We start from the raw sequence: 25295 nt of genomic DNA, 5'->3' as shown, positions 1-25295 counted from the left end.
CCGGAGTGTGAATCATAAATCAGATCCAGGCAAAACCCATTCTCAAACGGTCTCTAAGATCCTGGAGGAGCACACGGTTGATCCGGCTGATATGGACTATCTGAGGTGGATCAAAGGCAAACGAGATTACTTCGTCCATCGGCTGTTCCATGAAGGTGCATGGCCCGGCGACCTAGACGAACACGGGTCCCGCTTTATGATGCGACAGCTGCTAGCCATCCAGTTGTGGCTAGAGCGAGCAGATCGCAGGATTTGGACGATCTTCGAGCGGGCTGGCTTCCTTGAGGTGCAGCAATGTTCGGACGGCAGCTTCCTCGCCTTGGATGCGAACCTAAGAGACATACGTCAGGCAGAGGGGGATGGTGACGGACAGGCATGATCTTCGTATGGGATGCTCTGCGATCGCCCGACTTTCTTCTTATATGCACAAATCCTGCTTTAGGTATTCTGCTGCAGATCGGGATTGTTCAAGCAGCTGCCGCATGTAATCAGAATGGATTCAATAACAGCGAACCGCCTCGAAGGTCCGAACCATCAGGTTAGGCTATCGCTACTTTAGCGTCCGCATTGGGGGACATGCTCCGAAAGCCGTCTTCCTGCTCCCGGCCCAATGGCGACGTTACCATTCGGCGCGCTGCCCGCCGGCAAGAGCTGACGAAACCGCTCTCGCCGCCCGCAATCCCCCTACCCCGCACTCTCCTTCTGCCGCACCATCCCCGGCTTGGCCGTCGTGAACTGCTCGTCCAGCGCATAGCCGGCGCCGCGGACGGTGCGGATGGGGTCGCGCTGGCGGCCGCGGTTGATGGCTTTGCGCAGGCGCCCGACATGGACGTCGACGGTGCGCTCGTCGACATAGATGTCGCGGCCCCAGACGCCGTCGAGGAGCTGCTCGCGCGAGAAGACGCGGCCCGGCGACTGCATGAAGAATTCCATCAGCCGGAACTCGGTCGGCCCGAGCTTGATCTCGCGGCCCGCCCGGCGCACCCGGTGCGTCTCGCGGTCGAGGTCGATGTCGCCGGCGGTGAGCAGCGTCGCGATCTTCTCGGGCTTCGCCCGCCGCAGCATGGCCCTGACGCGGGCGATCAGCTCCGGCGTCGAGAACGGCTTCACCACATAGTCGTCGGCGCCGACCGAGAGGCCGCGCACCCGCTCGGACTCTTCGCCCCGCGCGGTCAGCATGATGATCGGCAGGCGCTCGGTCTCCGGCCGCTGGCGCAGCCGCCGGCAGAGCTCGACGCCGGAGAGGCCCGGCAGCATCCAGTCGAGGATGAGGAGATCCGGGACCTCCTCCTTCAGCCGGATGTCGGCCTCGTCACCCCTGACGATGACGTCGACCAGATAGCCCTCGGCCTCGAGATTGTAGCGCAGGAGGACGCCCAGGGCCTCCTCGTCCTCAACCACCGCAATGCGTGTCGACATGCCCTGCGAGTCCCTCAGCCTTCGAAGCCTGCGGCAGGCGTCTCGGGGGTCGGCTGGACCATGCTGGAGGTCCGGTCGCCCTTCGGCCGCTCGTCTTCCGGCTGCTCGCCGGTCTTGATGTAGTAGATCGTCTCCGCGATGTTCGTCGCGTGGTCGCCGATCCGCTCGATGTTCTTCGCCGAGAACAGAAGATGCGTGCAGGCGGTGATGTTGCGCGGATCCTCCATCATGTAGGTGAGCAGCTCGCGGAAGATCGAGGTGTACATCGCATCGATCTCGGCGTCGTTGTCGCGAACGGCGATCGCCCGGCGCTCGTCCCCCGCGCCATAGGCGTCGAGCACCTCCTTCAGCTGCTCCAGGGCGAGATCCGACAGATGCTCGATGCCGCGCACCAGCTGCACCGGCTGCGAATGTTCGTGCACCGCGATGACCCGCTTGGCGATGTTCTTGGCGAGGTCGCCGATCCGCTCGAGATCGTTGGAGATGCGGATCGCGCCGACGATCTCGCGCAGGTCGATCGCCATCGGCTGGCGCTTGGCGATGGTCATCACCGCCCGCTCGTCGAGTTCGCGCTGCGCGGCGTCCAGAAGCACGTCGTCGGCGACCACGGACTGGGCGAGGCTCCAGTCGCTGCGTATCAGCGCATGCACCGACTGCTCGACCATGCGCTCGGCCTGGCCGCCCATCTCCGAGATCCGGCGGACGATGTATTTCAGCTCGTCTTCGTAGGACGTGACGGTATGTCCGGCCATCGGTGATTCCTTTCTTCCGAAGTGATCAGCCGAAGCGGCCGGTAATGTAGTCCTGGGTGCGCTTGTCGTCCGGATTGGAGAACATCTTCTCCGTCGGCCCCACTTCGACCAGATAGCCGAGATGGAACATCGCCGTGCGCTGCGACACGCGTGCCGCCTGCTGCATGGAATGCGTCACGATGACGATCGTGTAGTTCTCGCGCAGCTCGTCGATCAGTTCCTCCACCTTGGCGGTGGCGATCGGATCGAGCGCCGAGCACGGCTCGTCCATCAGGATCACTTCCGGCGAAACGGCGATCGCCCGGGCGATGCACAGGCGCTGCTGCTGGCCGCCCGACAGGCCGGTGCCCGGTTCGTGCAGGCGCTCCTTGACCTCGTTGAACAGGCCGGCGCGCTTCAGCGAGGTGATGACGATCTCCTCCAGATCGGCCTTGGACTTGGCGAGGCCGTGGATGCGCGGGCCGTAGGAGACGTTCTCGAAGATCGACTTCGGAAACGGATTCGGCTTCTGGAACACCATGCCGATGCGGGCGCGCAGTTCCACGACGTCGATGCTCTTGTCGTAGACGTCCTCGCCGTCGAGCTTGATCAGGCCGCCGACCCGGGCGGAGTCGATCGTGTCGTTCATCCGGTTGAGGCAGCGCAGGAAGGTCGACTTGCCGCAGCCCGACGGGCCGATCAGCGCGGTGACCTCGTTCTCCGGGATCACCAGGTCGATGTCGTAGAGCGCCTGCTTGGCGCCGTAATGGACCGTGACCTTCTCGGCGGTCATCTTGGTCGGGCGCTGTGCGGCCACGGACGGCCCCCTCGCTAGCGTCGCTTGAATGTTTTCCATCATAGAAGAAACCCTGAGAGTGACTACCAGCGCCGTTCGAAGCGGCGACGAAGGAGGACTGCGGCAATATTCATGATCGCCAGGAACATCAAAAGGATGATGATCGCACCGGACGTGCGTTCCACGAAGGCGCGCTCCGCCTCGTTGGCCCACATGTAGATCTGTACCGGAAGCGCCGTCGACGGGTCGAGCGGCGAAGACGGATAATCGGCGACGAAGGCGACCATGCCGATCAGCAGCAGCGGCGCCGTTTCGCCGAGCGCCTGGGCGAGGCCGATGATGGTCCCCGTCAGGATGCCGGGCATGGCGAGCGGCAACACGTGCTGGAACACCATCTGCATCCGCGAGGCGCCGATGCCGAGCGCGGCGTCGCGGATCGACGGCGGCACGGCCCGCAGCGCGGCCCGGGTCGCGATGATGATCGTCGGCAGCGTCATCAAGGTCAGCACCAGGCCGCCGACCAGCGCCGCCGATCGCGGCAGGCCGAACCAGTTGATGAACACCGCCAGGCCCAGAAGGCCGAACACGATGGACGGCACGGCGGCGAGATTGTTGATGTTCACCTCGATCAGATCGGTGAACTTGTTCTTCGGCGCGAACTCCTCGAGATAGATAGAGGCCGCGACGCCGATGGGCAGCGACAGGACGAGCACGATGCCCATCATGTAGAGCGAGCCGATGATGGCGACGCCGACGCCGGCCGTCTCGGCGCGGCTCGACGCGCCGAAGGTGAACAGGCCGAAGTTGAAGCGCTGCTCCAGCCGGCCCTCTTCCTGCAGCTGGTCGATCCAGGCGAGCTGCTGGTCGCTGATCGGCCGGCGGCTTTCCGCGACGTCGAGGTCGTATTGGCCCTTCAGCGCACTGTCGAGTTCGGAACTCGCATACAACCAGACCTCTTCGGTCTGACCGATGATCGACAGGTCGTTCAGCACCATGTTGCGGAGCTGAACCCGCACGCCGTTCGAAATCAGCGCATTGGCTTCGCGCACCGCCTTGCGGTTATCCGGGTCGATGCCGAGGACGCTGACCATCGCATCGCGGGCAAGCGTCGGATAGTTCGCCATCATCAGCGCGGTCTGATCCTTGCCGCCGGTCGCGTCCGGATCGATGATCTCCTGGGAGAAGGTGATCGGCACCCGGATCTCGGTCTGCCAGAAGGCGGTATAGCCCTTCGAGACGACGCTCCACAGAAGCGCGATCAGGAAGAGGACGCCGATGACGATGGCGAGGATGCCATAAGCCTTGAACCGGCGCTCGGCCGCATAGCGCCGCTTGATGCCGATGTCGCGCCGGCCGCCCGAGGAGCTCGCGGATCGGGCCGCGTCGTTCGCGGTCGCGTCGGTCATTCATACTGCTCCCGGTACTTGCGCACGATGTAGAGCGCGAAGATGTTGAGGCACAAGGTGATGACGAAGAGCGTCATGCCGAGCGCGAAGGCGACGAGCGTCTGGGGCGAGGTGAATTCCAGATCGCCCGTCAGCTGGTTGACGATCTTGACCGTCACGGTGGTCATCGCGTCGAAGGGGTTGAGCGTCAGATTGGCGGCGACGCCCGCCGCCAGGACCACGATCATCGTTTCGCCGATGGCGCGCGAGGCCGTGAGGAGCAGCGCCGACACGATGCCGGGCAGCGCCGCCGGCAGGATCACCCTCTTGATCGTCTCGGAGCGAGTGGCGCCGAGGCCGAGCGAGCCGTCGCGCAGCGACTGCGGCACCGAGGTGATGATGTCGTCCGAGAGCGAGGAGACGAAGGGGATCAGCATGATGCCCATGACGAGACCGGCCGTGAGCACGCTCTGCGCCTGGATGAAGGGATAGGGATTGCCGGCGACCAGATTGCTGAGCTGGGCCGACAGGTCACGCAGGAACGGCCCCACCGTGATCAAGGCGAAGAAGCCGTAGACGATGGTCGGGATGCCGGCCAGCACCTCCAGCAGCGGCTTCACGATCGACCGGACGCGGTTGTCGGCGTATTCGGCCATGTAGATCGCGGCGAAGAGGCCGACGGGCACCGCGAAGAGCATGGCGACCGCGCCGATGTAGAGCGTGCCGGCCAGGAGCGGGATGAGACCGAACTGGCCTTCCGCGCCGCCCGAACCCGCAGCCGCGAAGCGTGGCTCCCAGACCGTCCCGAAGAAGAAGTTCGTGGCGGGAACGCGCGAGAAGAAGTCGATCGTTTCGAACAGCATCGAGAGGATGATGCCGAGCGTCGTCAGGACCGCGATGGAGGAGCAGACGATCAGACCGACACGGATGACGGCCTCGACGCTGTTGCGCGCCCGCAGCCGGACGGCGATGCGGCTGTAGCCCCACCAGGCTCCGGCCAGCGCCAGCAGGATGACGACCACCGTCATCGCCCATTGGCTGACGTCCTGCAGCGCGTTGCGCTGGATCGCCAGCGGCAGCATCCAGTCCCGGCTGGCGGAGGCGATCGGCATGCCGCGTCGCTGCAGAAGCGGCACGACATCGGCGATCGGAGTGTTGTCCGAAATGCCCTCGCGCTCGTCGTCCGGAAGCAGCCGGAGGCCGGTACCGATCGACTGGATCATGCCGTAGGAGAGGTCCTCGGTCAGCGAGGACTGCGCCAGCACCCCTTCGGGATAATCGCCGCGAACCTGCGATGCGATCAGGATCGGCGAGACGATCAGCCAGGCGGCAAGCACCAGGAGCGACGGCACGAGCGTCCAGGAGAGGACGTAGGAGCCGTGATAGACCGGCAGCGAGTGCAGCTTGCCGGCGGCGCCATGCGCCAACTTCTTGGAGCGGGTAAAGCCGAGATAGAAGCCGATCGCGCCGATGGCGAGCACGATCAGGAAGATGGTCAAGATCGACACACCGGGTCTCCTGCGGGAAGCGGCGGTTTCGCGCCCTGTCGCCCTTGCGGCCGGGCCGGCATATCATCGAGCAGATGTCGCATCGCGACTTGGCACCTGTATGGAGCCGCCCGCCGACCCGAAGGCCGGCGGGCGATCATGAGCGGCGCCTCAAAGCGGGGCGCCGACAGGGCGATCAGCCCTGCGTCTGCATGGTGGTGCCAGCGTCGAAGTCCTTGCGCTGCTGCTCACGCTCGGACTCCGGAGCGGCAACCAGGCCGTACTCGACCAGCGGGCTGTCCGGGCCGACCATCTGGTCGGACAGGAAGAAGTCGACATACTCCTTCAGGCCCGGGACGACGCCGATGTGAGCCTTCTTCACGTAGAAGAACAGCGGACGCGATACCGGATATTCGCCCGAAGCGATCGTCTCGGCCGACGGGGTGATGTCGTTGATCGTCGCAACCTTCAGACGGTCCTGGTTCTGCTCGTAGAACGCCAGGCCGAACACGCCCATCGCCTGCTTGTTCGCATCGATGCGCGACAGGGTCTCGGTGTAGTCGCCGGAGATCTCGGAGACCGAGCCGTCGTTGCGGACCTGGAGGCACTGGTCCTTGGACGCATCCTTGTCCATGCCGCCGTCCTGGAACGCTTTGAGAGCGCCCGAGGCCTTGCAGCCTTCGGCCAGGAGCTTCTCTTCGAAGACTTCCCGGGTGCCGTGGTTCGAAGCCGGGATGAAGGCGGTGATGTCCTGGTCCGGGAGCGCGGAGTCGATCTGGCTCCACTTCTTGTACGGATTGTCGACGACCTTGCCGTCCTGAACGACCTTCGCGGCCATCGCCTTGAAGACCATTTCCGGGGTCAGGGCGAAGTCCGGGCCGGACGCATCCGACGCGAAGACGATGCCGTCATAACCGAAGCGGACTTCCTGGATCTCGTTCACGCCGGCCTTGCCGCAGGCCTGGATCTCGGAGTCGCGGATCTGGCGCGAGGAGTTGGCGATGTCGATCGTGTCCGGACCGACGCCCTGGCAGAACTGCTTCAGACCAGCGGACGAACCGCCGGACTCGACGACCGGGGTCGGGAAGTTCGGGAAGGTCTCGCCGAAGTTCTCGGCAACGATCTGCGCGTAGGGCAGAACGGTCGAGGAGCCGGCGACCTGGATCTGATCGTTGCTCTGCGCGTTGGCCTGGCCGACGAACGCCATGGCGGTGCCGAGCGCGAGGCCCGCAAGAATCTTCTTGTTCACAGCTGGTGTCTCCTGAAGGAGTTTCAATTCGAACCGAGCCTTGAGTGCCACCCTGCTGGCATCGACGGTTCGCGGACACCTCTATCGGTGCTGGACGAACTCTCTATGACAGGTCGGTATCAGCAATATGACAATGTAAATTATTGATATCTATGAATAATACTGCACGAGTGGCTGAATCGGCGATTCCGACGCCGTGGCAGGGAAGCGGGCAGTGAAGATTGTTCCCCTTCCGATCTCGGATTGTACGAGCAGCCGGCTCTTGTGGCGCAGGAGAATGTTGCGCACGATCGACAGGCCGAGCCCGGTGCCCTGCTTCGCCCGGGAGCTGCCGACGCTGACGCGGTAGAAGCGCTCGGTCAGACGCGGCACATGTTCAGGGGGAATGCCCGGACCGAAGTCGCGCACGGACGCATCGATGACCGGCTCGCCGCGCTCCGTCTCATGCGCGATCGAAAGTTCCACACGCTGGCCCGACTCCGCATATTTGCAGGCGTTCTCGACCAGATTGGCGAAGACCTGGATCAGTTCGTCCTCGTCGCCGACCACGAGGACCGCCTCCTCGACCGGGGAGAATTCGACCGTCATCCCGAGTTCTTCGGCCAGCGGCGCCATCTGCACCTGCACCTTGCGCAGGACGGAAACGAGGTCGGCGCGGGCGTTGACCGGCAAATGACGCTTCATTTCGATGCGCGACAGGGACAGAAGATCGTCGATCAGCCGCGACATGCGTTGCGCCTGCTCGCGCATGATGGCGAGAAAGCGCTCGCGCGCCTGCGCATCGTTGCGCGCCGGCCCCTGCAGCGTCTCGATGAAGCCGGTCAGCGAGGCGAGCGGGGTGCGCAGCTCGTGGCTGGCATTGGCGACGAAATCGGTGCGCATCCGCTCTGTGCGCCGCTCCGCGGTGCGGTCGCGAAAGAGCACCAGGAAGAAGTGCGGGCTTTCGCCCTGATAGGCGGGCACGGGCAGGATCTCGACCTGCCAGGTGCGTTCGATCGGCCGCCGCTCGTCCAGCGTCGCCTGGCCTGGCGCCTGATTGCGGATGGCGCTTTCCACCGCCGCGATCAGTTCCGGCGCGCGAAAGCGCAGCGAGAACGGATCGCCAAGCGTCATGTTGCCGAAGGCGACGAAGGAGGCCGGGTTGCGGTAGCGCAGGAGGAGACCGCGATCGAGGATGAAGGCCGGCTCCTGAAGCGCTTCGACGATCGCCTTCATGCCGCGCCCCGGCCAGACGAGTTCGGACCGCGCTTCGGCCTGCATGCGCTCCTGCGCCATGCCGGCGCGGCTCGGCCAGAGCACGACGAGAGCGATCACGACGAAGACGGCGAGGCAGCCGAGCGCGACCTCGGGATGGCTCCAGCCGAGGAGGCCCAGACAGGCGCCGGAAGCCGCCAGGATCCGCTTGGCGCGACGGCCCGCAAGCCGGACCCGCGTTGAGTCCTCGTCTGCCGCCATCGTCCGGCTCATCGCGGCACCTCGGCCGTCTCAAGGGCGAATCGGTCGGGCGTCATCATCACGATGTTCTAACGCGGGACTTTTCAATTTCCGTGACGGCAGCAATGCCCGGCCGCTCCGGCCCTGCAGGCGATCCGGCCGCGGCGCGAGACGCCTTCAAGCGACGATGCGGGACGGGCGACGCCGGAACAGGGCGGACGTCCGACGTCCATGCATTGACCTGTTTCTCGATCGGCATCTCGCGGTTCACTCGGCCGGGCGGAGGCGGAACCCCATGACGAGGAGGTCCTTTGCTCCCGTCCCGATCGAGGGGTCGATCGCGATCTGACCGGGTTCCTCGATGGAGGCCGGCATGTCCATCTGGATGAGGAAGGGCTCCTCCGTGGAGCTCGCCGTGAAGCGTTGCCGTCCGCAAACCGTCTCGCCGCCGAACAGGCAGCGCACGGTGAAGGTCCGGCTCGCCTCATCGGGCGAAGCGACGGTCAGTTCTCCAGTCGCCTTGCGGCCGGCAAAGCGCCTGGCGATGTCGGCGGGAATGACGAATACGGTTTCTCGGGCCCCGTCGGCGCCCGTATCGGACGCCGGGATCCGCGCGGCCGGCTCCCCGCCGGCCTCGGCCGCTTCGACCGTACCGGCAACCGCCGCCGCGTCGACGGCGCCCGCCCCGGAAAAGACCTCGGTCCAGGCCGGCGATCCCGCGACACCCTGCGTTCCGCCGGTATCGGCCGACCGGATCGCGTCCTCGATCGACATCTTCGGCTCGGCCGGGGCTGCGGCCCGCTCCGGGGCGCCCGGCGTGCCGGATGTGAAGAACGGCATCAGCAGCCATCCACCGACCGCAAGGAGGAAGACGAGGAGCAGAAGGATGACGGCGGGAACGACGACGCGGTTGACGATGCCGTCGCGCGGGCTCTCCGGGTCCTTCCGCATCCAGCGCTTGAGCCGCGACGCGCGCGGCGACGCCGGGCGATCGGCTGAGATCTTGTCCGGCGTTTGCGTGGATCCCGGCTGCCCCGGCGAAGATTCGTCCTGCGGGCGTTCGGCGCGCCCTGGCGCGTCAGCGGATTCGTCGGCGCCGGGGGTGGCGTCCACCTCGGCCGCCTCGGCCTCATCCGAACCGTCCGTGCCTGCGAAAGGCCGCGCCGCAGGCTCCGCCGCGTTCGCCTCGTCTGCCGCAGCCTCCCCCGCAACCGCCTGCTCCTCGCCATCGGACGCCTCCGGGGAGGACGACGACCGGGGCAGGTGATCGCGCTCGATCGCCTCGATGGCGGCGATCAGCTGCTCGCGGCGGCCGTCCGTTCCTGCCGGGTCGACGGCCTCGTCCCCCTCAAGGCGCAACAATGCGCGTTCGGCCGCCTCGTAGATCTGCAACCTGAAATCGGGGTCGTCGGCGTCACCCTTGGCGAGAGCGCGACGCAGGCTCGTTTCGATTGCATTAGACAACGTCCGCCACGCTCCCATTCCAGTTCGCGATCGGCCCCCGGCCCTCGCAAAGCGCGTCGATACTAGCAGTCGGAAGGCCCGGTTCAATGCGTAAAGCCGCGCCCGCCCCTCCCGCCTCGTTGTTGCAGCGATCTGTGAGGCGCAATCCGGCGTCGCCGGCAGGGCCTTTGAACCCCTCCGCGTCTCAGGAAGAAGGCGGCGGCTCGGCCAGCGAGCGGCCACGGGTTCGGGTGCTTGGTCCGGAGCGGATCAGTCCTGCTCCGCCGCCCCCGGCGCATCGGGCCGCACCGATCCGAGCGGGCCGTTTTGGGCATGCCAGCGGCAAAGATCGGTGAGAAAGCAGGCCTCGCATCTCGGCCGCCTGGACACGCAGATGGCCTTGCCGAACTGGATCAGCCAGAAGTGCCCGTCGCGCTTCGCCCAGTCCGGCGCGCGTTCCTCGAGCTGGCGGGCGGTCGCGTCGGCGCTCCTCGCCGCAGTGAGGCCGATCCGGTTCGAGACGCGGTGGACATGCGTGTCGACCGCGATCACCGCCGCGTCGAAGGTGAAGCTCATGACGATGTCGGCGCATTTGCGCCCGATGCCGGGAAGCGCCATCAGGCCCTCGCGCGTTTGCGGCACCACGCCGCCGTGCGCGTCGATCAGGACCCGGCACAGCCGGACGAGGCTCCGGGCCTTCATGTTGTAGAGCCCGCAGGGCTTGATCGCCTGCGCGATCGCCTCCTCGCAGAGGTCGGCCATCGCCTCCGGCGTCGTCGCCAGGGCGAACAGAGCTGACGTAGCGGCCGCCGTGTTGACGTCGCGGCTCTGCGCCGAGAGGAGGCACGACACCACCGAGCGAAACGGGTCCGGCTGGTCCTTCGGCCCCTTCGCCGTCGCGGTGCGGCCCGGCATGCGGGCCGCGAGGCGGCGGAAGGTTTCGTCTGTCTCGGCGGGGGTCACGGGTTTGGACCGGCCTGCATGGCAGGATCTGAGAAATGTCGCCGGCTCTCAGTCGCCGGCAACGGAGCGCTGAACGGCGCAACCTGCACCCCTCGGGACGGCTGTCGCAAGACCCGCCGCATCGAACGGCGCCTGGAAATTGAACGCTTGCGGAGTCGGACCATTGTCATTTAGTTGCTCGAAATGGGCTACCGCCTCCTCCCAGGTCGGTACATGATCCGCGTCGACCCACCACAGCACGTAGGGCGGCCAGCCTCCGCGTCTGAACCATTGCGAGCCTTTCCGCATCGCGTCCCGATGGATAGGGTCGCGATATGTGAAGGAGTAGGCGGCGGCGAGGCTCGTCCAAAGCGACAGCGTGGACGGAGAATGGCCGTCGCCCAACTCCTTGTAGAACCGCGGATAGAGATGACGGCCCCAGCTTGGTGGGCCTGGATCGCCATCATAGCCCGATCGAGCAATAAACCCGGGGCTTGTTTCGGCTGCCGTGAAATTCGCCTCGTTACGGTCGCGAAAGCCGCGGTTGGCCGGATGGTCCAGGGGGCGATCGAGAAGACCGAAGCTGTAGAGCGCTAGACGATGCATGTCATCGGGTTCGAACGAACTGGGACCATCCGATGCGCTTTCAAATTGATCCGGCGAGGCCGTTGCACCACTCCTCCGCCTCGGCTTCACGGCCTTCGTCCGCCGCCATGGCCCGGTAGCCGTCGTCAAGGGCGGCGCCCAGAACATGCGGCCGGAGGAGATCCTCGATGAACTGGCTCATGCGCCGCGGGCCGACGGTGCGATAGAGACCCTCATAGCCCGTCTCGTCGAGCGCGATGGTCATCTTTTGATGCATGATGGCCTGAGCCCGCGCCTAATACGTACAACGCCATATAGCAGATCGGGAGCGGGTCTTCCATCGGCGCCCGCCCCTCACTCGCGCGCCAGCAGGCCGCATTCCCACCCCAGCATCGCCCGCTTGCGGGTGATGCCCCAGTGATAGCCGGTGAGCGCGCCGGACTTGCCGAGCACCCGGTGGCAGGGCACGACGAAGGAGATCGGGTTTCGCCCGACCGCCGCCCCGACCGCCCGCGCCGCCTTCGGCGCGCCGATGCGCGCGGCGATGTCGGAATAGGTCGTCGCCTGGCCGAGCGGGATCGACAGCAGCGTCTCCCAGACCCTTATCTCGAAGTCGGTGCCGATCATCACGATCCGCAAGGGGCGCTCGCAGCGCCAGTTCTCCGGCTCGAAGATCCGCATGGCGTATTCGCGCGTGCGGTCCGGGTCGGGCGTGAAAATCGCCTTTGGCCAGCGCCGGCGCATGTCGGAAAGCGCCGCCGCCTCGCCGCCCTCGCCGGGTTCGGCAAAGCCGATGCCGGCCAGCCCGCGCTCGGTCGCGACGACCAGCGTCAGGCCGAAGGGCGTCGGGTGGAAGCCGTAGGCGAGGTCGATCCCCTCGCCCTTCGCCTTGTAAGAGCCGGGCGAGACCGCCTCGTGCTTGACGAAGAGGTCGTGCAGGCGCGACGGCCCGGAGAGCCCCACCTCGTAGGCCGCATCGAGCAGCGAGGCGCCGTCGGCGAGCAGCCGGCGCGCATGGTCGATCGTCACCGCCTGCAGGAAGGCCTTCGGCGTCAGCCCCGACCAGCGCCGGAAGACGGCCGTCAGCGCCTCCTCCGAGCGGCCGAGCGCATGGGCGATCTCGGCAAGGCTCGGCTGGCGGGAATATTCCGTCGAGATGAATTCGATCGTCCGGCGGACCGTCTCGTAATCCGACAGGGCCGTGGGGCTGGCCGGAGAGACCGGCATCGGGCGGGCGGTTGCAAAGGCTTCAGGCGCGATGGACAGCATGGCAGATCTCCCTTGTGGCCCGAACATGCGCCTCCTCGCATGGCCCCGCCACCCGTTTTCTGGCCATGCGGCGCCTATCGCCCCTTGGCCGTCAGCAGCGCCCGGTTGAAGGCCGTCGCGAAGCTCTCCCGGTCGTCCGGATTGAGGAAGCTGCCGATCTCGGTCGAGGCCTCGCGCGAATCGACGCTCATCCTTGTGATGCCGATCTCCTCGTGACGCGAGACCTTGAAGCGCGCCCAGAACGGATTGTGATGCGCCTCGCGCACGACACCCTTCGGCGAAATCTTGCGGATGGCGCAGTCGGTGCGCGAGACGACGACCTCCTCGCGCGCCTTCGCGGCCCGATAATTCGCCGCAAACGCCCACCAGACGAGCGCCACGTCGAGGCCGAAGAAGCCGACCACCGGCCAGGCGCCATTGGCGAGGAAGAGCGCGCCGGTGACGATGCTGACGAGGCAGAAGAAGCTCATCAGGATGGTGAAGCCGGTCCGCCCGAGCGAGCGGTAAGGCACGAGCAGCGCCTCAAAGATCGGCCGGTCGGCCTCCGCCCGCGCGCCCCGGCCCTCGCCGCTCACGCCCTCCGCCCGCGGCCCACGCGGATCGCCCGCGCCGGCAGGCCCGGTCTCCCGCCGTCCGGAATTCTCCCCCTCGCCCGGAGGGATGCCATTGTCAGCCATCGGCGCGTCTCGCTATAGGGCGCTCATGGACGAAAAGATCGGACCGGCCGCGCCCGCGGTCAAGAAAAAGGCGAAAGGCGGCTTGTCGCAGCCAGGTTCCCGCCCTGCGAAGTCTCGGGCCCCGGGGTCCCGGCCCCGCGCCCCGGCGAAGCCGCGCCGGCCGAAGATCCCCTACACGCCGGACGAGATCGCCGAGATCTTCCGCCGCTTTTCGGTCCAGCGGCCCGAGCCGCAGCCCGAGCTCGAACATTCCAATCCCTTCACCCTCCTCGTCGCCGTCGTCCTGTCGGCGCAGGCGACCGATGCCGGGGTCAACAAGGCAACGCGCGGCCTCTTCGCGCTCGCCGACAATGCAGAGGCCATGGCGGGGCTCGGCGAGGAGACGATCCGCGAGCACATCAGGACGATCGGTCTTTACCGCAACAAGGCCAAGAACGTCTTCGCGCTCGCCCAGAAGCTCGTCGCCGAGCATGGCGGCGAGGTGCCGCGGACCCGCGCCGCGCTGGAAGCGCTGCCGGGCGTCGGGCGGAAGACCGCAAACGTCGTCCTCAACACCGCCTTCGGCGAGGAGACGCTCGCCGTCGACACACACATCTTCCGGCTCGGCAACCGCCTGAAGCTCGCCCCCGGCAAGACGGTGGACGAGGTCGAGGAACGCCTCCTCGCGATCATCCCGCCTGAGTACCGCCGCCACGCCCATCACTGGCTGATCCTGCACGGGCGGTATGTCTGCAAGGCGCGGCGGCCGGAATGCGAGCACTGCGTCATCGCGGACCTCTGCAAGGCGGATGTGAAGACGAGTGACGTGCCGGCGGAACTGGTGGAGCTGGGCGTGGGGATGGCGGCGGCGTAGTAGGGGGGATGCGGCGGGATAGGGTGGGAGCGGACCAGCCGGTACCGGGCGGCTTAGTTGGAACCCGGACCTTCTGCAGCGCCGGCGTCAAGGCGGAAGCAGCGCGTCGACGAGACGCTCGATCGTTTCCGCCACACCGTCTTCGGCCAGCGCCTGCCGGATCGCCCGCCGCTTAGTGGTGAAATGCGCGGCGTCGGGCAGTTCGACGCGCGCGGCGACTGCGGCGGCGTGCAGCGCGGCCGCGGCAAGGTCCACGTGCAGCGCTTCAGCCGCGTCGAATTCGGGGATCGGCAGCGTCCAGACGAGATTGTCGAAGTCACGCGGATCGCGCTGGCCGACTGGCTGGAGGTCCTTGACGCGATCGAGCACGACACGCGTGTTCAGGATCGCAGAGACGTAGGCGGCTTCTTCGAGCGAGTGGGCTGCCGACCAGTAGGCCTTTTTATCAACGACAGGCTGGTCGTCCTCGAGCCAGCATGCGCTCAGTCGCGTCCCAGAGGCAGAGTAAAGAACGCGGATTGACACCTTCGCGGCCTGCGCCGAAAGCTTCTGAAGATGGTCGAGTGACAGCGCCAACGTGTTACGAGGTGAGCCGTCGACAGCCTTATTGCTGTGCTGGTTCCACTTCCCCTCGACGTCGCGCAGCCAGGCGGCAAGCCCACGATACCCGCGCGCGTCCGCGGTGGCTGAGTTAAGGATTGCACCGTCCTCCATCGGGACCAATCCGGTCCCCAGATTGAGTATGCGATAGGGCGCTACGGTTTCGCCCAGCGCGATCTGGCGCAAGAACATGCGTTCGACTGCACCCTCGGGAGGCTCGACGCCCGTCCACGGCCGCTTGTCGAGATTGCCTACACGCCCCCGCACACGCGGAGCCTCCCGCCGGCTCGGCAGGCGCCCGGTTGCGGCGTGCTCGACCAGGAAGAATCGCCTTGGAAAGAGGTTTGCACCATTGCGGAAGCGCTTTCGGTAAGGCGACGCGGAAATCAGCGTCCGCGGCCTCGGCCATGCGGCGCGCACATGAGCGAGCGCCTCGCTCGCCTCGGCCTCGCTGGCATCGCGCCGCTTGAGCACCCCCACCCAGCGATCGATCTCCGCCGGCACCGGCGCTGCGCGGTCGCGCTCGCCGAAGAGGACGCAGGTGCTGGTCGTGCTGCTGCCGGATTGCGCCCCGAAGATCGGCCAGACCCGCTCCAGCCCCCAGCCGCCGGTGATCGCCACCTTCACCCGCTGTATGCTGCCGTCGCGCATCCCGGCGAACACGGGAGCGTTTAGCGCGGCATAGGGCAGGACCAGCGCCAGCGTGCCGCCGTCGCGCAGGTAGCGCTCGGCGCCGCGCGCCCAGAACAGCGCACACATGTCCTGTTGCGTGGCGAGGTTGCCGCCGACCCAGAGGCCGTAGCTCCGAAGCGCCTCCCGTAGTCGTTCCTGCATCTCGGCGCTCAGGTGGCGATAGACGATCCAGGGCGGATTGCCGATCAAGACGTCGGCGCGGTGGTCGGGATGCGACAGCCAGACCGGGCGCAGGAGGTTGCGCAGGATGAAGGTCCAGATGTGGTTGCGGCCGTCGAGATAGAGCTGCTTCAGCTGCGCGAAGGTGCGGCCGAGCAAGGCCGCGTCCGCGGCTGTGGCGCCGGCACGGACGACGGCGTCCCGAACCGTCTCCGGCTCCGCGAGGGTGTCCAGCCCGCGATTGAGCTCGTCGAGCGCGTGCTCGAACAGGCCGAGGTCGCTCGCGAGGCCCGCCGGGATGCGCAAAGGCGGATCATTCGGCGGCACGTCGACCAGCACTTCGGCCGAGGCGCCGAGCGGACGCAGGCTCCACTGCATGGAGTCGCCCATGTAGACGGGCACGGTGAGCGTCGCCGGCCGATCCTGCACCAGATCGCCGAGCGCCAAGAGCCAGGTGACGCGGGCCAGCGCGACGGCGACGGGATGCACGTCGATGCCGAACACCCGATCGGCGCAGGTGGCGACGATCTCGGCGGGAGGCAGCTTCGCCGCGCGGCCCGCCTCGATCAGGCGGCGCAGCGCGTGGAATAGGAAGGTCCCCGAGCCGCAGGACGGATCGAGCACGCGCTGCTCCAGCGGGCGCGGGACCGCCGCCGCGACGACCCGCGCCGCCAGCCAATCCGGCGTGTAGTATTCGCCAAGATCGTGGCGCTCGTCGGGGTCGATCAGGCTTTCATAGAGGCTCTTTAGCACGTCGACCTCGACATCGCGCAGGCGGAAGCGCACGGTCTCCGCTGCCAGCGAGCGGACGAGATCGTCACCGCCGCCGGCGAGCAGCGGCCAGTCGAAGAAGTCTGCCTCGACGGCGCCGACGATGCCTTCGTTTGCCAGCAGCCGGCCCGACAGCATCTCCCCGGGGTCGCCGATCTCCAGATCGAGGACGCGCGCCGCGATCGCCTTCACCAGGATGGTCAGATAGGTGTGCTGGAGGAACAGCGCGTCGCTGCCGACGTCGTCGCCGTAGACCTGACGCAGCAATCCATCCCAGAGGTCGCGCTTCAATCGCACTTCGGGATGGCCGCCGACCTCGGACCACAGCCGCTGAAGCTCGGCATGCGCACGGCCGAAGGCAAGGCTGTATCGGCCGAAGGCGAGCGCGACGGCGATCGGCGTCGGCATCACCTCGGGAACGGGCGATAGCAACGGTTCGAGCCAGCTCAGCAGCCGTTCGGGGTGCTCGGCCTCGACCTCGTAGCGGCCGATTGGCGCGAGCGTGCCGCGATCGAGCGCGTAGGCGATGAGCGTCGCGCCGTCGGTGGCAAGACCGACGGTGGTGCGGCCGGCCGCGCTGCCGCGGCTCACGTCGGCGAGGTAGTCGGGCATGCGGGCTTCGACATCGCGCTCTTCGCGGCGAAGATCGCTCTTCAGCTCGATGACAGTGGCGCCCCACGCCACGTCGATGCGTCCACTGTTGTCGACGAGGTAGCGCTCGTGCTCGAGTTCGCTGAACGCGGCGCCGAAGCCTTCCCGCAAAAGTTCCGTGACCAGGCCGCGCAACGCCTCGTGTCGCGGCCGCGAGGCCATCGCTCGCACGATGTCGGGCAGGCGATCTCCGCGCCAGGTGTTCGCCACTATCCCCCACTTTCTGGTCAGGACCGTTGCCGGTGCAAAAGCGAAGGCGTAAGTGTGCGGTCATGAGCCACAATCAAGCAGACTTGTTCGCGCAAGACGACGCCGAACGCAACACATTGTCGCAATCACAGCGAGCGGCGATCCGCTCCCGGCTGGAAGCGACGCTGGCCAGGCTCGAGGCGACAGCGACCTTCCCTTGGCGCGATCCGTTGGACGCCGTGCACGAGGAGAACCGCTTCGAACGCGACACCGAATTGCTCGGTGACGAGGGGGCTCGCCTCTGGGCGCGGTTCGACAAGGAAATGGACCGGCTGCACGCCACGCAGTTCGCGCAAGAACCCCACGCGGCTGAATCGACGCACTGAACGGCAATTCATCGGGAGTGCTGGGAGGTCGCCCGACGTCGGGGTTGGGCCGAAGCCGCCTACCCTCACCCCCGCGCCACCCGCGGCGCCTCGGCCTCCCGCTCGACCAGCCCGCCCTCCTTCTTCGCCACGCGCTGGTGGAGGTGCACCATCAGGCTGGCGGCGAAGAGCGGGGTGAGGAGGTTGAGGATCGGCACCGCCAGGAAGGCGGCGATGACGAGGCCGGCGAGGAAGACCGTCGTGCCGTAGCGGATCCTCAGCGCCTTCGCCTCGGTCTCGCCGCGATAGCGCATCGCCGCGAATTCGAAATATTCGCGCCCGAGGAGATAGCCGTTGACCAGGAAGAAGGCGGCGAAATTCACCCCCGGCACGAGCAGGAGCGCGAAGGCGAGGAGGTTGCCGAGGATGACGACGCCGAGGAATTTCAGCGACAGGACCATGCCGGCGAAGAACGGCATCGCCCGGCCCCGCGGCGCGCCGGGATAGGCTTCCCGCTCGACGATCTCGGCGACGTCGTCCTGGAAGAGGCCGGCGATCAGCGCGCTGATCGGCGCGATCAGGAAGGCCAGGAGGATGGCGAGCGCCAGCCCCGCCGCCCAGCCGGCGAGCGTGCCGGCCTCCATCAGCCAGTTCGGGCTCTCCGGAAAGAGGTTCGCCAGGAACGGCACGGCCAGCCATTCGAACCCCCATTCGACGCCGAACCACAGGCCGATGAGGACGAGCAGCGTCAGCCCCAGCGTCTTCCACAGGACCGCGCGGAAGGGCGGCGAGAGGATGTCGGCGAGCGCGAGGCGCGCACTGGCAAGGATCATGGGGCGGCTCCGTTTCCGGCCGGATGTCCGGCCGTTCCGCTTGTCGAGATAGGGACCGCGCCATCCTCCCGCAACGCCGGCGGCGGCCCGCAAAGGCGGGCGAAACTGGCCAGAGCCGGCCGCATGCGCTAGGACGCGGCACGGTTCAACAACGGAAAGAGCATATGGCTGAATACGACGTCCTGACCATCGGCAACGCCATCGTCGACATCATCGCGCGCTGCGACGACGCCTTTCTTCAAGCGGAAGAGGTCCAGAAGGGCGGCATGACGCTGATCGACGCCGGCCGCGCCGAACATCTCTACGGACGCATGGGCCCGGCAATCGAGACCTCCGGCGGCAGCGCCGGCAACACCGTCGCCGGCCTCGTCAGCCTCGGCGGCAACGGTGCCTATATCGGCAAGGTCTCGAACGACCAGCTCGGCGCGATCTTCGCCCACGACATCCGCTCGCTCGGCGTCAAGTTCGAGACCCAGCCGCTGGAAGGCTTTCCGCCGACGGCCCGCTGCATGGTGCTGGTGACGCCCGACGGCGAGCGCTCGATGTCGACCTATCTCGGCGCCTGCGTGGAACTCGGGCCGGAGGACATCGACGCCGAAATCGTCGCCTCCGCCAAAATCACCTATTTCGAGGGCTATCTCTGGGATCCCCCGCGCGCCAAGGAAGCGATCGTCGCGGCGGCGAAGATCGCCCATGACAACGGCCGCAAGGTCGCGATGACGCTCTCGGACAGCTTCTGCGTCCACCGCTACCGGGCCGAGTTCCTCGATCTCATGCGCCAGGGCACGGTCGACATCACCTTCGCCAACGAGGCCGAGGCGCTGGCGCTCTACGAGACCGAGGATCTCGATGTCGCGCTGAACGGTCTCGCCGCCGACAGCAAGGCCTTCGCCATCGTCACCCGCAGCGAGAAGGGCTGCGTCGTCGTCGAGGGCGACAAGCGCATCGCGGTTCCCGCGCTCACCGTCCCGCATGTGGTCGACACGACCGGCGCCGGCGATCTCTTCGCCTCCGGCTTCCTGCGCGGCCATACGCTCGGCCTGTCGCACGAAAAGTCCGCCCGCCTCGGCGTCGCCGCCGCCGGCCACATCATCGGCCAGATCGGCCCGCGGCCGCAGTCCCCGCTCGAAGGCCTCGCCGAGGTGAAGGCCGCCTTCGTCGGCTGACGCGCCCGGCGGCGCCCGGCGCGATTTCATCACGCCGGCTTAGCGCCGCTAGGCGCGGCGGAGCGCCGTTCCAGATAGCCAGCCAAAGCCCGCCACGGAGGAGACACGCAATGCTCAGATGGGGAATCCTGTCCACCGCCAAGATCGGCCGCCAGCACCTCCTGCCGGCGATCGTCAAGGCGCCGAATTCGGCGCTGACGGCGATCGCCAGCCGCGATCGCGAGACCGCCTTTTCCGTGGCGGCGGCCTTCGGCATCCCGAATGCCTTCGGCTCCTACGAGGATCTCCTCGCCCACCCCGAGGTCGAGGCGGTCTACAATCCCCTGCCGACCGCCCAGCACACCGAATGGACGCTGAAGGCGATCGAGGCCGGCAAGCACGTCCTGTGCGAAAAGCCGATGGGGATGAGCGTTGCCGACATCGACAGGGTGATGGCGGCCGCGAAAGAAGCCGGCGTCGTCGTCTCCGAGGCCTTCATGGTCACCTATCACCCGCAATGGCTGAAGGTGCGCGACCTCCTCGCCGAGGGCGCGATCGGCCGGCTCATCCATGTCGAGGCGGCGTTCAGCTATCACAATGTCGATCCCGCCAACATGCGCAACCGGCCCGAGCTCGGCGGCGGCGCGCTGCGCGACATCGGCGTCTATCCCGTGGTGACCTCCCGTTTCGCCACCGGTCTCGAGCCGGTCCGCGTGCGCGCCCGCGTCCTCACCGATCCCGATTTCGGCACCGATAGCTTCGTCGCCGGCACGGTCGATTTCGGCACCTTCGAGATGTCAGTCTATCTCGGCACCCGCATGGCGCATCGCCAGGCGATCGTCTTTCACGGCGAGACCGGCTTCATCGAGGTCGCCGCGCCCTTCAACGCCGGGCTCTACGACGCCGACACGGTGCGGCTCCACGACCAGGGCCATCGCCGCGAGAAGATCTTCCGCTTCCCCGGCGTCGACCAGTATCAGAACGAGGTCCACGCCTTCGCCGAAGTGGTGCGCGGGCGCGGCGGCGAGGTCTTCCCGCTGGAATCCTCCCGCCGCAACCAGGCGGTGATCGACGCCCTCTTCGCCGCCGGCGAAAGCGGCGACTGGGTCGCCGTCGGCGGCTGAGAGCCCTCCCCAACACACCGGCCATCAAATCGGCGCAAGCCTCTGCGAGGGCTCCCGCATGAAGCGGGGGCGCTTCGCCATTCCGGCATGCCGGCCGGCTAGGCTCGCCCCGCGCATGCCACCGGTCGATCGGGGCCAAAATGGGGAAGCCGGAATGAGACTGTGGGCACGATTGGCGGCCGCCTCGGCCGGCGCGGCGCTGTCCGCCTTCGCGACCGCGGGCGCGGCGTCGGCCGAACAGCCGGCCAAGGCGATCTTCTCGCGCCAGCATGCGGCGGCGGCGCTGCCGCCCGAAAGCGTCGGCTTTTATTCCAATGGCTGCCTGGCCGGCGGGGCCCAGCTTCCCGCCGACGGGCCGACCTGGCAGGCGATGCGCCTCTCGCGCGACCGGCGCTGGGGCATGCCGGCGACGGTCCGCTTCATCGAGGACCTGTCGCGCGAGGCGGCGCGAAGAGGCATCTGGCCGGGCCTCCTCCTCGGCGATCTCGGCCAGGCGCGCGGCGGGCCGCTCCCCTTCGGCCACGCCTCGCACCAGATCGGGCTCGACTTCGACGTCTGGCTTCGGCCGATGCCGAACCCGCGCCTCACCGAGCGCCAGCGCGAGGACTATCCCTTCCGCTCGGTCCTGAAGCCCGGCACCTTCACGGTCGACGACCGGATCTGGAACGACCACTACACCGCGCTCATCAAGCTCGCCGCCGAAGAGCCGCAGGTGCAGCGGATCTTCGTCAATCCCGGCATCAAGAAGAAGCTCTGCGACACCGTCTCCGGCGACCGGCGCTGGATGAACAAGGTGCGGCCCTATTACGGGCATGACGAGCATTTCCACGTGCGCCTGTTCTGCCCGCCGGGCTCGGCCGACTGCAAGGAGCAGCGCTCGACCGGCACCGGCGACGGCTGCGACCAGCTCTCCTGGTGGTTCAACGTCGCGCTGAAGCCGCCGCCGCCGCCCAAGCCCGGCGCGAAGAAGCCCACGCCCAAGCCGCCGCTGACGCTCTCCGGCATGCCCCGCCAATGCACCTACGTCCTCGCCGCCCCCGCCAAGGCCGCCCGCCCCTCCGGCGCCGAAATGATCGCCACCGGCACCTCGACGCGCGCCCCCGCGGCCCCGGGCGCCGCAACCGCCTTCGCCCCCATGCCCCAGGTCCCCATCCCGCAACCCCGCCCGCTGCGGTAGCGGGCGGGTGACTGCCCTGTCGCAGCAGAAGAGCGGCACGACCCCGTCTTCCAAGGCCACCAACCGCGCCAACCGATGCCGCAACCTCCCGGAGCCCGCCGCCCCGCCAGCACGGGCGGCCACCGCCCCTTCCGGGGCGTCATCCCCGGGCTCCGTCCCGAGGATCCAGAGCGACACCTCCGCTGCCGAACCAATCGACGAACGTCGCAAGGCTGGATTCTCGGGACGGAGCCCGAGAATGACGAAGCGTCGATGCCTGCGCCCACCTTCCGAACGCTAAAGCGCGGCGATCCCGACGCCCATCTCCCCCCTTGTGGCGGGGTCCGGAGGACGGGACGAGACCCGTGGCTCGTCCCAGCAGTCCGGCAGGACAGAGGGGGGCGCACCGCCTCGGGCAAGACCCCAGCATTTCCGAAGAGGGCCGCAGCCCCCCTCCAGGGCGTCATCCTCGGGCTCCGTCCCGAGGATCCAGAGCCACGCTTCCGCTGCCGGATCGGTCGACAAACGTCGCAAGACTGGATTCTCGGGACGGAGCCCGAGAATGACGAAGCGTCGATGCCTGCGCCCACCTTCCGAACGCTAAAGCGCGGCGATCCCGACGCCCATCTCCCCCCTTGTGGCGGGGTCCGGAGGACGGGACGAGACCCGTGGCTCGTCCCAGCAGTCCGGCAGGACAGAGGGGAGCGCACCGCCTGGGGTAAGACCCCAGCATTTCCGAAGAGGGCCGCAGCCCCCCTCCAGGGCGTCATCCTCGGGCCCCGTCCCGAGGATCCAGAGCCACGCTTCCGCTGCCGGATCGGTCGACAAACGTCGCAAGACTGGATTCTCGGGACGGAGCCCGAGACTGACGAAGCGTCGAGGACAGCACCCATCCTTCGAACGCCCAAGCGCGGCGCCCCTCCTAGCCAATCTCGCCTTGTGCGGAGACCGAAGGGCGGGACGAGACCCGGCTCGTCCCGGCAGTCTGGCAGGCGGGGGTATGCCCGCACAAGCTGCGATGGCAGACTGCCTCCCTCACCGGAGCCGCCCGTGCCGCACGTCACCATCCCGCCCGGCCGCCGCAAGAACGCCCGCACCATGCGCAAGGCGCTGACCGAGGCGGAGCTGAAGTTCTGGAGCGCCGTCCGCGCCCATCGGCTCATGGGCCTCGGCTTTCGCCGCCAGCTGCCGATCGCCGGTTACATCGTCGACTTCGCCTGTCCCACCGACAGGCTGATCGTCGAGATCGACGGCTCCCAGCACGGGACGGATCGCTCGCTCCTGCGCGACGCCGTGCGGACGGCGCGGCTCGAGGCCGACGGCGGGCTCGTCCTTCGGTTCTGGAACGACGACGTGCTCGGGGATATCGACGGGGTCTGCTCGCACATCCTCGCAGTGGTGGCGGAGCGCGCGCAATCGTCCGACGCTTGAGCGAGGCGCCCCCCTCTGTCCTGCCGGACATCTCCCCCACCAGGGGGGAGATCGACCCTGCACCAGCCGACGCACCACGATCTGCACTGCTGCGTGAAGCACGACCGCTCAAAAGAAGAAAGCGGCGCCCCTCCCAGCCGATCTCCCCCCTTGTGGGGGAGATGTCCGGCAGGACAGAGGGGGGCGCGAAGGGCGCACAGCCTTCCTGTTTGCCCGTCTGCAGCCCCACGAGACAGCCGACGCGATGCCGGCCCGGACTGCGCGGCTGGAATTCCCGCCCTTCCTGGCTGTCATGCGGTAAAATAACCGCTGGAGGCCCGCATGACCCGGCTGGAACAGATCGAACGAGACGTTTCCGCGCTCTCCGCTGAAGACCTCGCCAAATTCCGCGCCTGGTTCGAGCGCTACGATTCCGACCGTTTCGACGCCGCGATCGAGCGCGACACCCAATCCGGCGCCCTGGACAGGTTCGCCGACGCGGCTTTGGCGGAGTTCACCGCCGGCCGCACACGCCGGCTTTGATCCATCATGCCAGCTCGGCCTTCTGGCAGGCTTATCAGGCCACGCCATCCCCGTTCGCGGGCTGGCGGATCGCCGGTTCGCGCTGCTGAGGTCAGACCCGTTTCATCCGTCGCTCCATTTCAAATCGGTCGGGCGGTTCTGGTCCGCCCGCGTCGGCTTGCGCCAGCGAGCGTTCGCCGTACGGCAGCGCGATGACGTCGTCCGGTTCTAGATTCGGTGTCAGGCCGGTTACAATTTGTCTGCTACAACGGCAAACGAGTTAGGATCTGTCGCGGTTGCCGCGTTAAGATTGCGACGATGCGAAACGGGAGGCCACACGCCAATCATGAATAGCTTTTCCAGCTTCGACCCTCTTAAACTATCCCACAGCGCAATTTCTGATGAAACAGCCGCAGTTAGGCGACAAAAGCGAAACATACACTCTATCTTGCATTCTTATGTGGGATGGTACGATCCCTTTGCAGAACTCATACAGAATGCATTAGACTCGGTTGATAAACGAGCTACTCGAGAAGCTTCTTCCTTCCAGAAGAAGGTATCTATAATCATAAATTTACAATCCAATCAGTTGACGGTCAGTGACAATGGCACGGGCCTCGATGAAACGGCGTTTCATCGGTTCCTAGCTCCTAATGAGTCGTTCAAGGACGAGGACGCCCGCGGAAGCAAAGGAGTTGGGGCCACATTTATCGCCTACGGGTTCAATTTTATCCGCATCGACACGAAGACGAAGACGTTCTCCGCATCCGGAATCATGGAGAATGCACGCGACTGGTTGCACGATAAGAACACGTCGGAGAACCCCCACGTCTATCCCACCACTGAGGAACCGTTTGACGAAAACTTCGGGCATTACGAGACTGGCGCCTCTGTCACGATCCGGTTTGGCCCAAAGACAAAGCCCTCCGTGCTCTCATGGCCGAGTCTACTAACCGCTTCCGCCTGGCATATCGCACTATCAATTAAGACAGCCATTGGGGCCATAAATTCTGACCCCACGATGCACGTCAATATTACGTGCATCGACTCGAACGGAGACAAGTCTTTTCATGAGATTGATGGCATCAGCTACATTCATCCGCATCTTCATCTTGAAAAAGTAAAGGATTATGATGAAGTTATAAAAAAAGTAAGAGAAAACGTTGCGAAGCGTGGTGCCGGAGCCAAGACTCCAGCCTCAATCTCCAATCTGGAAGCCATTTCGATCAACTGGAATGCAGAGAATATTATAGGCCATTTGACAAAACTTACCGATGAACAAAAGGATATGATCAGAAGCCATAACTGTACATTATCGGGTTCATATATCTATACGGCGGAGATATGGAAGAGACTAGCACTACTTTGGCTGATTTTTGAGCGGCTTGGCGCTTTTCGGATTCCCGA

The 25295-nt window shown here is 66.5% G+C and carries 23 protein-coding genes and 1 pseudogene; 9 read left to right on the top strand and 15 right to left on the bottom strand.

The window, feature by feature from the left end; genetic code table 11:
* A pseudogene (locus LH400_RS11535) lies at positions 1 to 379 on the top strand (hypothetical protein); the annotation flags it as partial.
* 305 nt (positions 380 to 684) lie between these two features.
* On the opposite strand, the gene phoB reads toward LH400_RS11535, so the two are convergent.
* The 13 genes from phoB to LH400_RS11470 form a co-directional block, all read right to left on the bottom strand.
* Entirely contained in the window at positions 685 to 1419 is a 735-nt protein-coding gene (phoB, locus tag LH400_RS11530; RefSeq protein WP_229152830.1) for a phosphate regulon transcriptional regulator PhoB, read from the bottom strand.
* A gap of 14 nt (positions 1420 to 1433) precedes the next feature.
* A complete protein-coding gene (gene phoU, locus LH400_RS11525; RefSeq protein WP_229152829.1) occupies positions 1434 to 2171 on the bottom strand; it encodes a phosphate signaling complex protein PhoU in 738 nt (245 codons plus the stop codon).
* Between the two features lie 25 nt (positions 2172 to 2196).
* The gene (gene pstB, locus LH400_RS11520) at positions 2197 to 3006 is read right to left on the bottom strand and encodes a phosphate ABC transporter ATP-binding protein PstB (protein WP_229152828.1); all 810 of its coding nucleotides are present in this window, start codon (positions 3004 to 3006) and stop codon (positions 2197 to 2199) included.
* A 23-nt stretch (positions 3007 to 3029) separates the two neighbouring features.
* Positions 3030 to 4352, bottom strand: a complete 1323-nt coding sequence (pstA, locus tag LH400_RS11515; protein WP_229152827.1) for a phosphate ABC transporter permease PstA — start codon at positions 4350 to 4352, stop codon at positions 3030 to 3032.
* Positions 4349 to 5839 (bottom strand): phosphate ABC transporter permease subunit PstC, encoded by a 1491-nt coding sequence (gene pstC, locus LH400_RS11510; RefSeq protein ID WP_229152826.1) that lies wholly within the window; start codon positions 5837 to 5839, stop codon positions 4349 to 4351. Before pstC ends, pstA begins: the two co-directional genes overlap by 4 nt.
* Before the next feature lie 175 nt (positions 5840 to 6014).
* Positions 6015 to 7025 carry a PstS family phosphate ABC transporter substrate-binding protein gene (locus LH400_RS11505; protein WP_229152832.1) on the bottom strand — a complete coding sequence of 337 codons (1011 nt, stop codon included), beginning with the start codon at positions 7023 to 7025 and terminating at the stop codon, positions 6015 to 6017.
* A 192-nt stretch (positions 7026 to 7217) separates the two neighbouring features.
* The gene (locus tag LH400_RS11500) at positions 7218 to 8534 is read right to left on the bottom strand and encodes an ATP-binding protein (RefSeq protein ID WP_229152825.1); all 1317 of its coding nucleotides are present in this window, start codon (positions 8532 to 8534) and stop codon (positions 7218 to 7220) included.
* 234 nt (positions 8535 to 8768) lie between these two features.
* Entirely contained in the window at positions 8769 to 9965 is a 1197-nt protein-coding gene (locus LH400_RS11495) for a hypothetical protein (RefSeq protein ID WP_229152824.1), read from the bottom strand.
* A gap of 249 nt (positions 9966 to 10214) precedes the next feature.
* On the bottom strand, positions 10215 to 10907 hold the full coding sequence (locus tag LH400_RS11490; protein WP_229152823.1) for an endonuclease III domain-containing protein: 693 nt from the start codon (positions 10905 to 10907) through the stop codon (positions 10215 to 10217).
* Positions 10908 to 10955: 48 nt separating this feature from the next.
* A complete protein-coding gene (locus LH400_RS11485; protein ID WP_229152822.1) occupies positions 10956 to 11492 on the bottom strand; it encodes a DUF3291 domain-containing protein in 537 nt (178 codons plus the stop codon).
* 40 nt (positions 11493 to 11532) lie between these two features.
* Positions 11533 to 11748, bottom strand: coding sequence for a DUF8778 family protein (locus LH400_RS11480; RefSeq protein WP_229152821.1), 216 nt, complete (start codon positions 11746 to 11748; stop codon positions 11533 to 11535).
* Positions 11749 to 11825: 77 nt separating this feature from the next.
* A complete protein-coding gene (locus LH400_RS11475; RefSeq protein ID WP_229152820.1) occupies positions 11826 to 12740 on the bottom strand; it encodes a bifunctional helix-turn-helix domain-containing protein/methylated-DNA--[protein]-cysteine S-methyltransferase in 915 nt (304 codons plus the stop codon).
* A gap of 74 nt (positions 12741 to 12814) precedes the next feature.
* On the bottom strand, positions 12815 to 13417 hold the full coding sequence (locus LH400_RS11470; protein WP_229152819.1) for a DUF2244 domain-containing protein: 603 nt from the start codon (positions 13415 to 13417) through the stop codon (positions 12815 to 12817).
* 82 nt (positions 13418 to 13499) lie between these two features.
* On the opposite strand from LH400_RS11470, the gene nth reads away from it, so the two are divergent.
* Positions 13500 to 14270: an endonuclease III gene (gene nth / locus LH400_RS11465; protein WP_255617084.1), complete on the top strand. Its 771-nt coding sequence runs from the start codon at positions 13500 to 13502 to the stop codon at positions 14268 to 14270.
* 87 nt (positions 14271 to 14357) lie between these two features.
* On the opposite strand, the gene LH400_RS11460 is transcribed toward nth, so the two are convergent.
* Positions 14358 to 17354 carry an N-6 DNA methylase gene (locus LH400_RS11460; RefSeq protein WP_229152818.1) on the bottom strand — a complete coding sequence of 999 codons (2997 nt, stop codon included), beginning with the start codon at positions 17352 to 17354 and terminating at the stop codon, positions 14358 to 14360.
* A 62-nt stretch (positions 17355 to 17416) separates the two neighbouring features.
* Between LH400_RS11460 and LH400_RS11455 the strand changes: the two genes are divergently transcribed.
* Positions 17417 to 17719, top strand: coding sequence for a hypothetical protein (locus tag LH400_RS11455; RefSeq protein WP_229152817.1), 303 nt, complete (start codon positions 17417 to 17419; stop codon positions 17717 to 17719).
* A 65-nt stretch (positions 17720 to 17784) separates the two neighbouring features.
* Here LH400_RS11455 and LH400_RS11450 read toward each other — a convergent pair whose 3' ends face one another.
* Positions 17785 to 18531 (bottom strand): sulfate transporter family protein, encoded by a 747-nt coding sequence (locus LH400_RS11450; protein WP_229152816.1) that lies wholly within the window; start codon positions 18529 to 18531, stop codon positions 17785 to 17787.
* Between the two features lie 164 nt (positions 18532 to 18695).
* Here LH400_RS11450 and LH400_RS11445 point away from each other — a divergent pair, with 164 nt between their 5' ends.
* The 6 genes from LH400_RS11445 to LH400_RS11410 all read left to right on the top strand — a co-directional run.
* Positions 18696 to 19697 (top strand): adenosine kinase, encoded by a 1002-nt coding sequence (locus LH400_RS11445; protein WP_229152815.1) that lies wholly within the window; start codon positions 18696 to 18698, stop codon positions 19695 to 19697.
* A 110-nt stretch (positions 19698 to 19807) separates the two neighbouring features.
* Positions 19808 to 20800, top strand: a complete 993-nt coding sequence (locus LH400_RS11440; RefSeq protein WP_229152814.1) for a Gfo/Idh/MocA family protein — start codon at positions 19808 to 19810, stop codon at positions 20798 to 20800.
* A 154-nt stretch (positions 20801 to 20954) separates the two neighbouring features.
* Positions 20955 to 21977 (top strand): penicillin-insensitive murein endopeptidase, encoded by a 1023-nt coding sequence (mepA, locus tag LH400_RS11435; protein ID WP_229152813.1) that lies wholly within the window; start codon positions 20955 to 20957, stop codon positions 21975 to 21977.
* Positions 21978 to 23006: 1029 nt separating this feature from the next.
* A complete protein-coding gene (locus LH400_RS11430; protein WP_229152812.1) occupies positions 23007 to 23387 on the top strand; it encodes an endonuclease domain-containing protein in 381 nt (126 codons plus the stop codon).
* Positions 23388 to 23708: 321 nt separating this feature from the next.
* Complete coding sequence (locus LH400_RS11420; protein WP_229152811.1) at positions 23709 to 23909, top strand: hypothetical protein; 201 nt, start codon at positions 23709 to 23711, stop codon at positions 23907 to 23909.
* Positions 23910 to 24234: 325 nt separating this feature from the next.
* A partial coding sequence (locus tag LH400_RS11410) for an ATP-binding protein (protein WP_229152810.1) occupies positions 24235 to 25295 on the top strand: 1061 nt, incomplete at its 3' end.

Origin of the sequence: Jiella soli (assembly GCF_020615385.1) — a bacterium.
Classification (GTDB): domain Bacteria; phylum Pseudomonadota; class Alphaproteobacteria; order Rhizobiales; family Rhizobiaceae; genus VKMB-3413.
The sequence above is the reverse complement of the archived record's forward strand: the minus strand, read 5'-3'. Positions and strand labels throughout refer to the sequence as shown.

Bases quoted from the DNA above. Each gene is read 5' to 3' on its own strand.
- phoB (WP_229152830.1), bottom strand. From the start codon at position 1,419: ATGTCGACACGCATTGCGGTGGTTGAGGACGAGGAGGCCCTGGGCGTC.
- phoU (WP_229152829.1), bottom strand. From the start codon at position 2,171: ATGGCCGGACATACCGTCACGTCCTACGAAGACGAGCTGAAATACATC.
- pstB (WP_229152828.1), bottom strand. From the start codon at position 3,006: ATGGAAAACATTCAAGCGACGCTAGCGAGGGGGCCGTCCGTGGCCGCA.
- pstA (WP_229152827.1), bottom strand. From the start codon at position 4,352: ATGACCGACGCGACCGCGAACGACGCGGCCCGATCCGCGAGCTCCTCG.
- LH400_RS11505 (WP_229152832.1), bottom strand. From the start codon at position 7,025: ATGGCGTTCGTCGGCCAGGCCAACGCGCAGAGCAACGATCAGATCCAG.
- LH400_RS11500 (WP_229152825.1), bottom strand. From the start codon at position 8,534: ATGAGCCGGACGATGGCGGCAGACGAGGACTCAACGCGGGTCCGGCTT.
- LH400_RS11485 (WP_229152822.1), bottom strand. From the start codon at position 11,492: ATGCATCGTCTAGCGCTCTACAGCTTCGGTCTTCTCGATCGCCCCCTG.
- LH400_RS11480 (WP_229152821.1), bottom strand. From the start codon at position 11,748: ATGCATCAAAAGATGACCATCGCGCTCGACGAGACGGGCTATGAGGGT.
- LH400_RS11475 (WP_229152820.1), bottom strand. From the start codon at position 12,740: ATGCTGTCCATCGCGCCTGAAGCCTTTGCAACCGCCCGCCCGATGCCG.
- LH400_RS11470 (WP_229152819.1), bottom strand. From the start codon at position 13,417: ATGGCTGACAATGGCATCCCTCCGGGCGAGGGGGAGAATTCCGGACGG.
- LH400_RS11455 (WP_229152817.1), top strand. From the start codon at position 17,417: ATGAGCCACAATCAAGCAGACTTGTTCGCGCAAGACGACGCCGAACGC.
- LH400_RS11450 (WP_229152816.1), bottom strand. From the start codon at position 18,531: ATGATCCTTGCCAGTGCGCGCCTCGCGCTCGCCGACATCCTCTCGCCG.
- LH400_RS11445 (WP_229152815.1), top strand. From the start codon at position 18,696: ATGGCTGAATACGACGTCCTGACCATCGGCAACGCCATCGTCGACATC.
- LH400_RS11440 (WP_229152814.1), top strand. From the start codon at position 19,808: ATGCTCAGATGGGGAATCCTGTCCACCGCCAAGATCGGCCGCCAGCAC.
- mepA (WP_229152813.1), top strand. From the start codon at position 20,955: ATGAGACTGTGGGCACGATTGGCGGCCGCCTCGGCCGGCGCGGCGCTG.
- LH400_RS11420 (WP_229152811.1), top strand. From the start codon at position 23,709: ATGACCCGGCTGGAACAGATCGAACGAGACGTTTCCGCGCTCTCCGCT.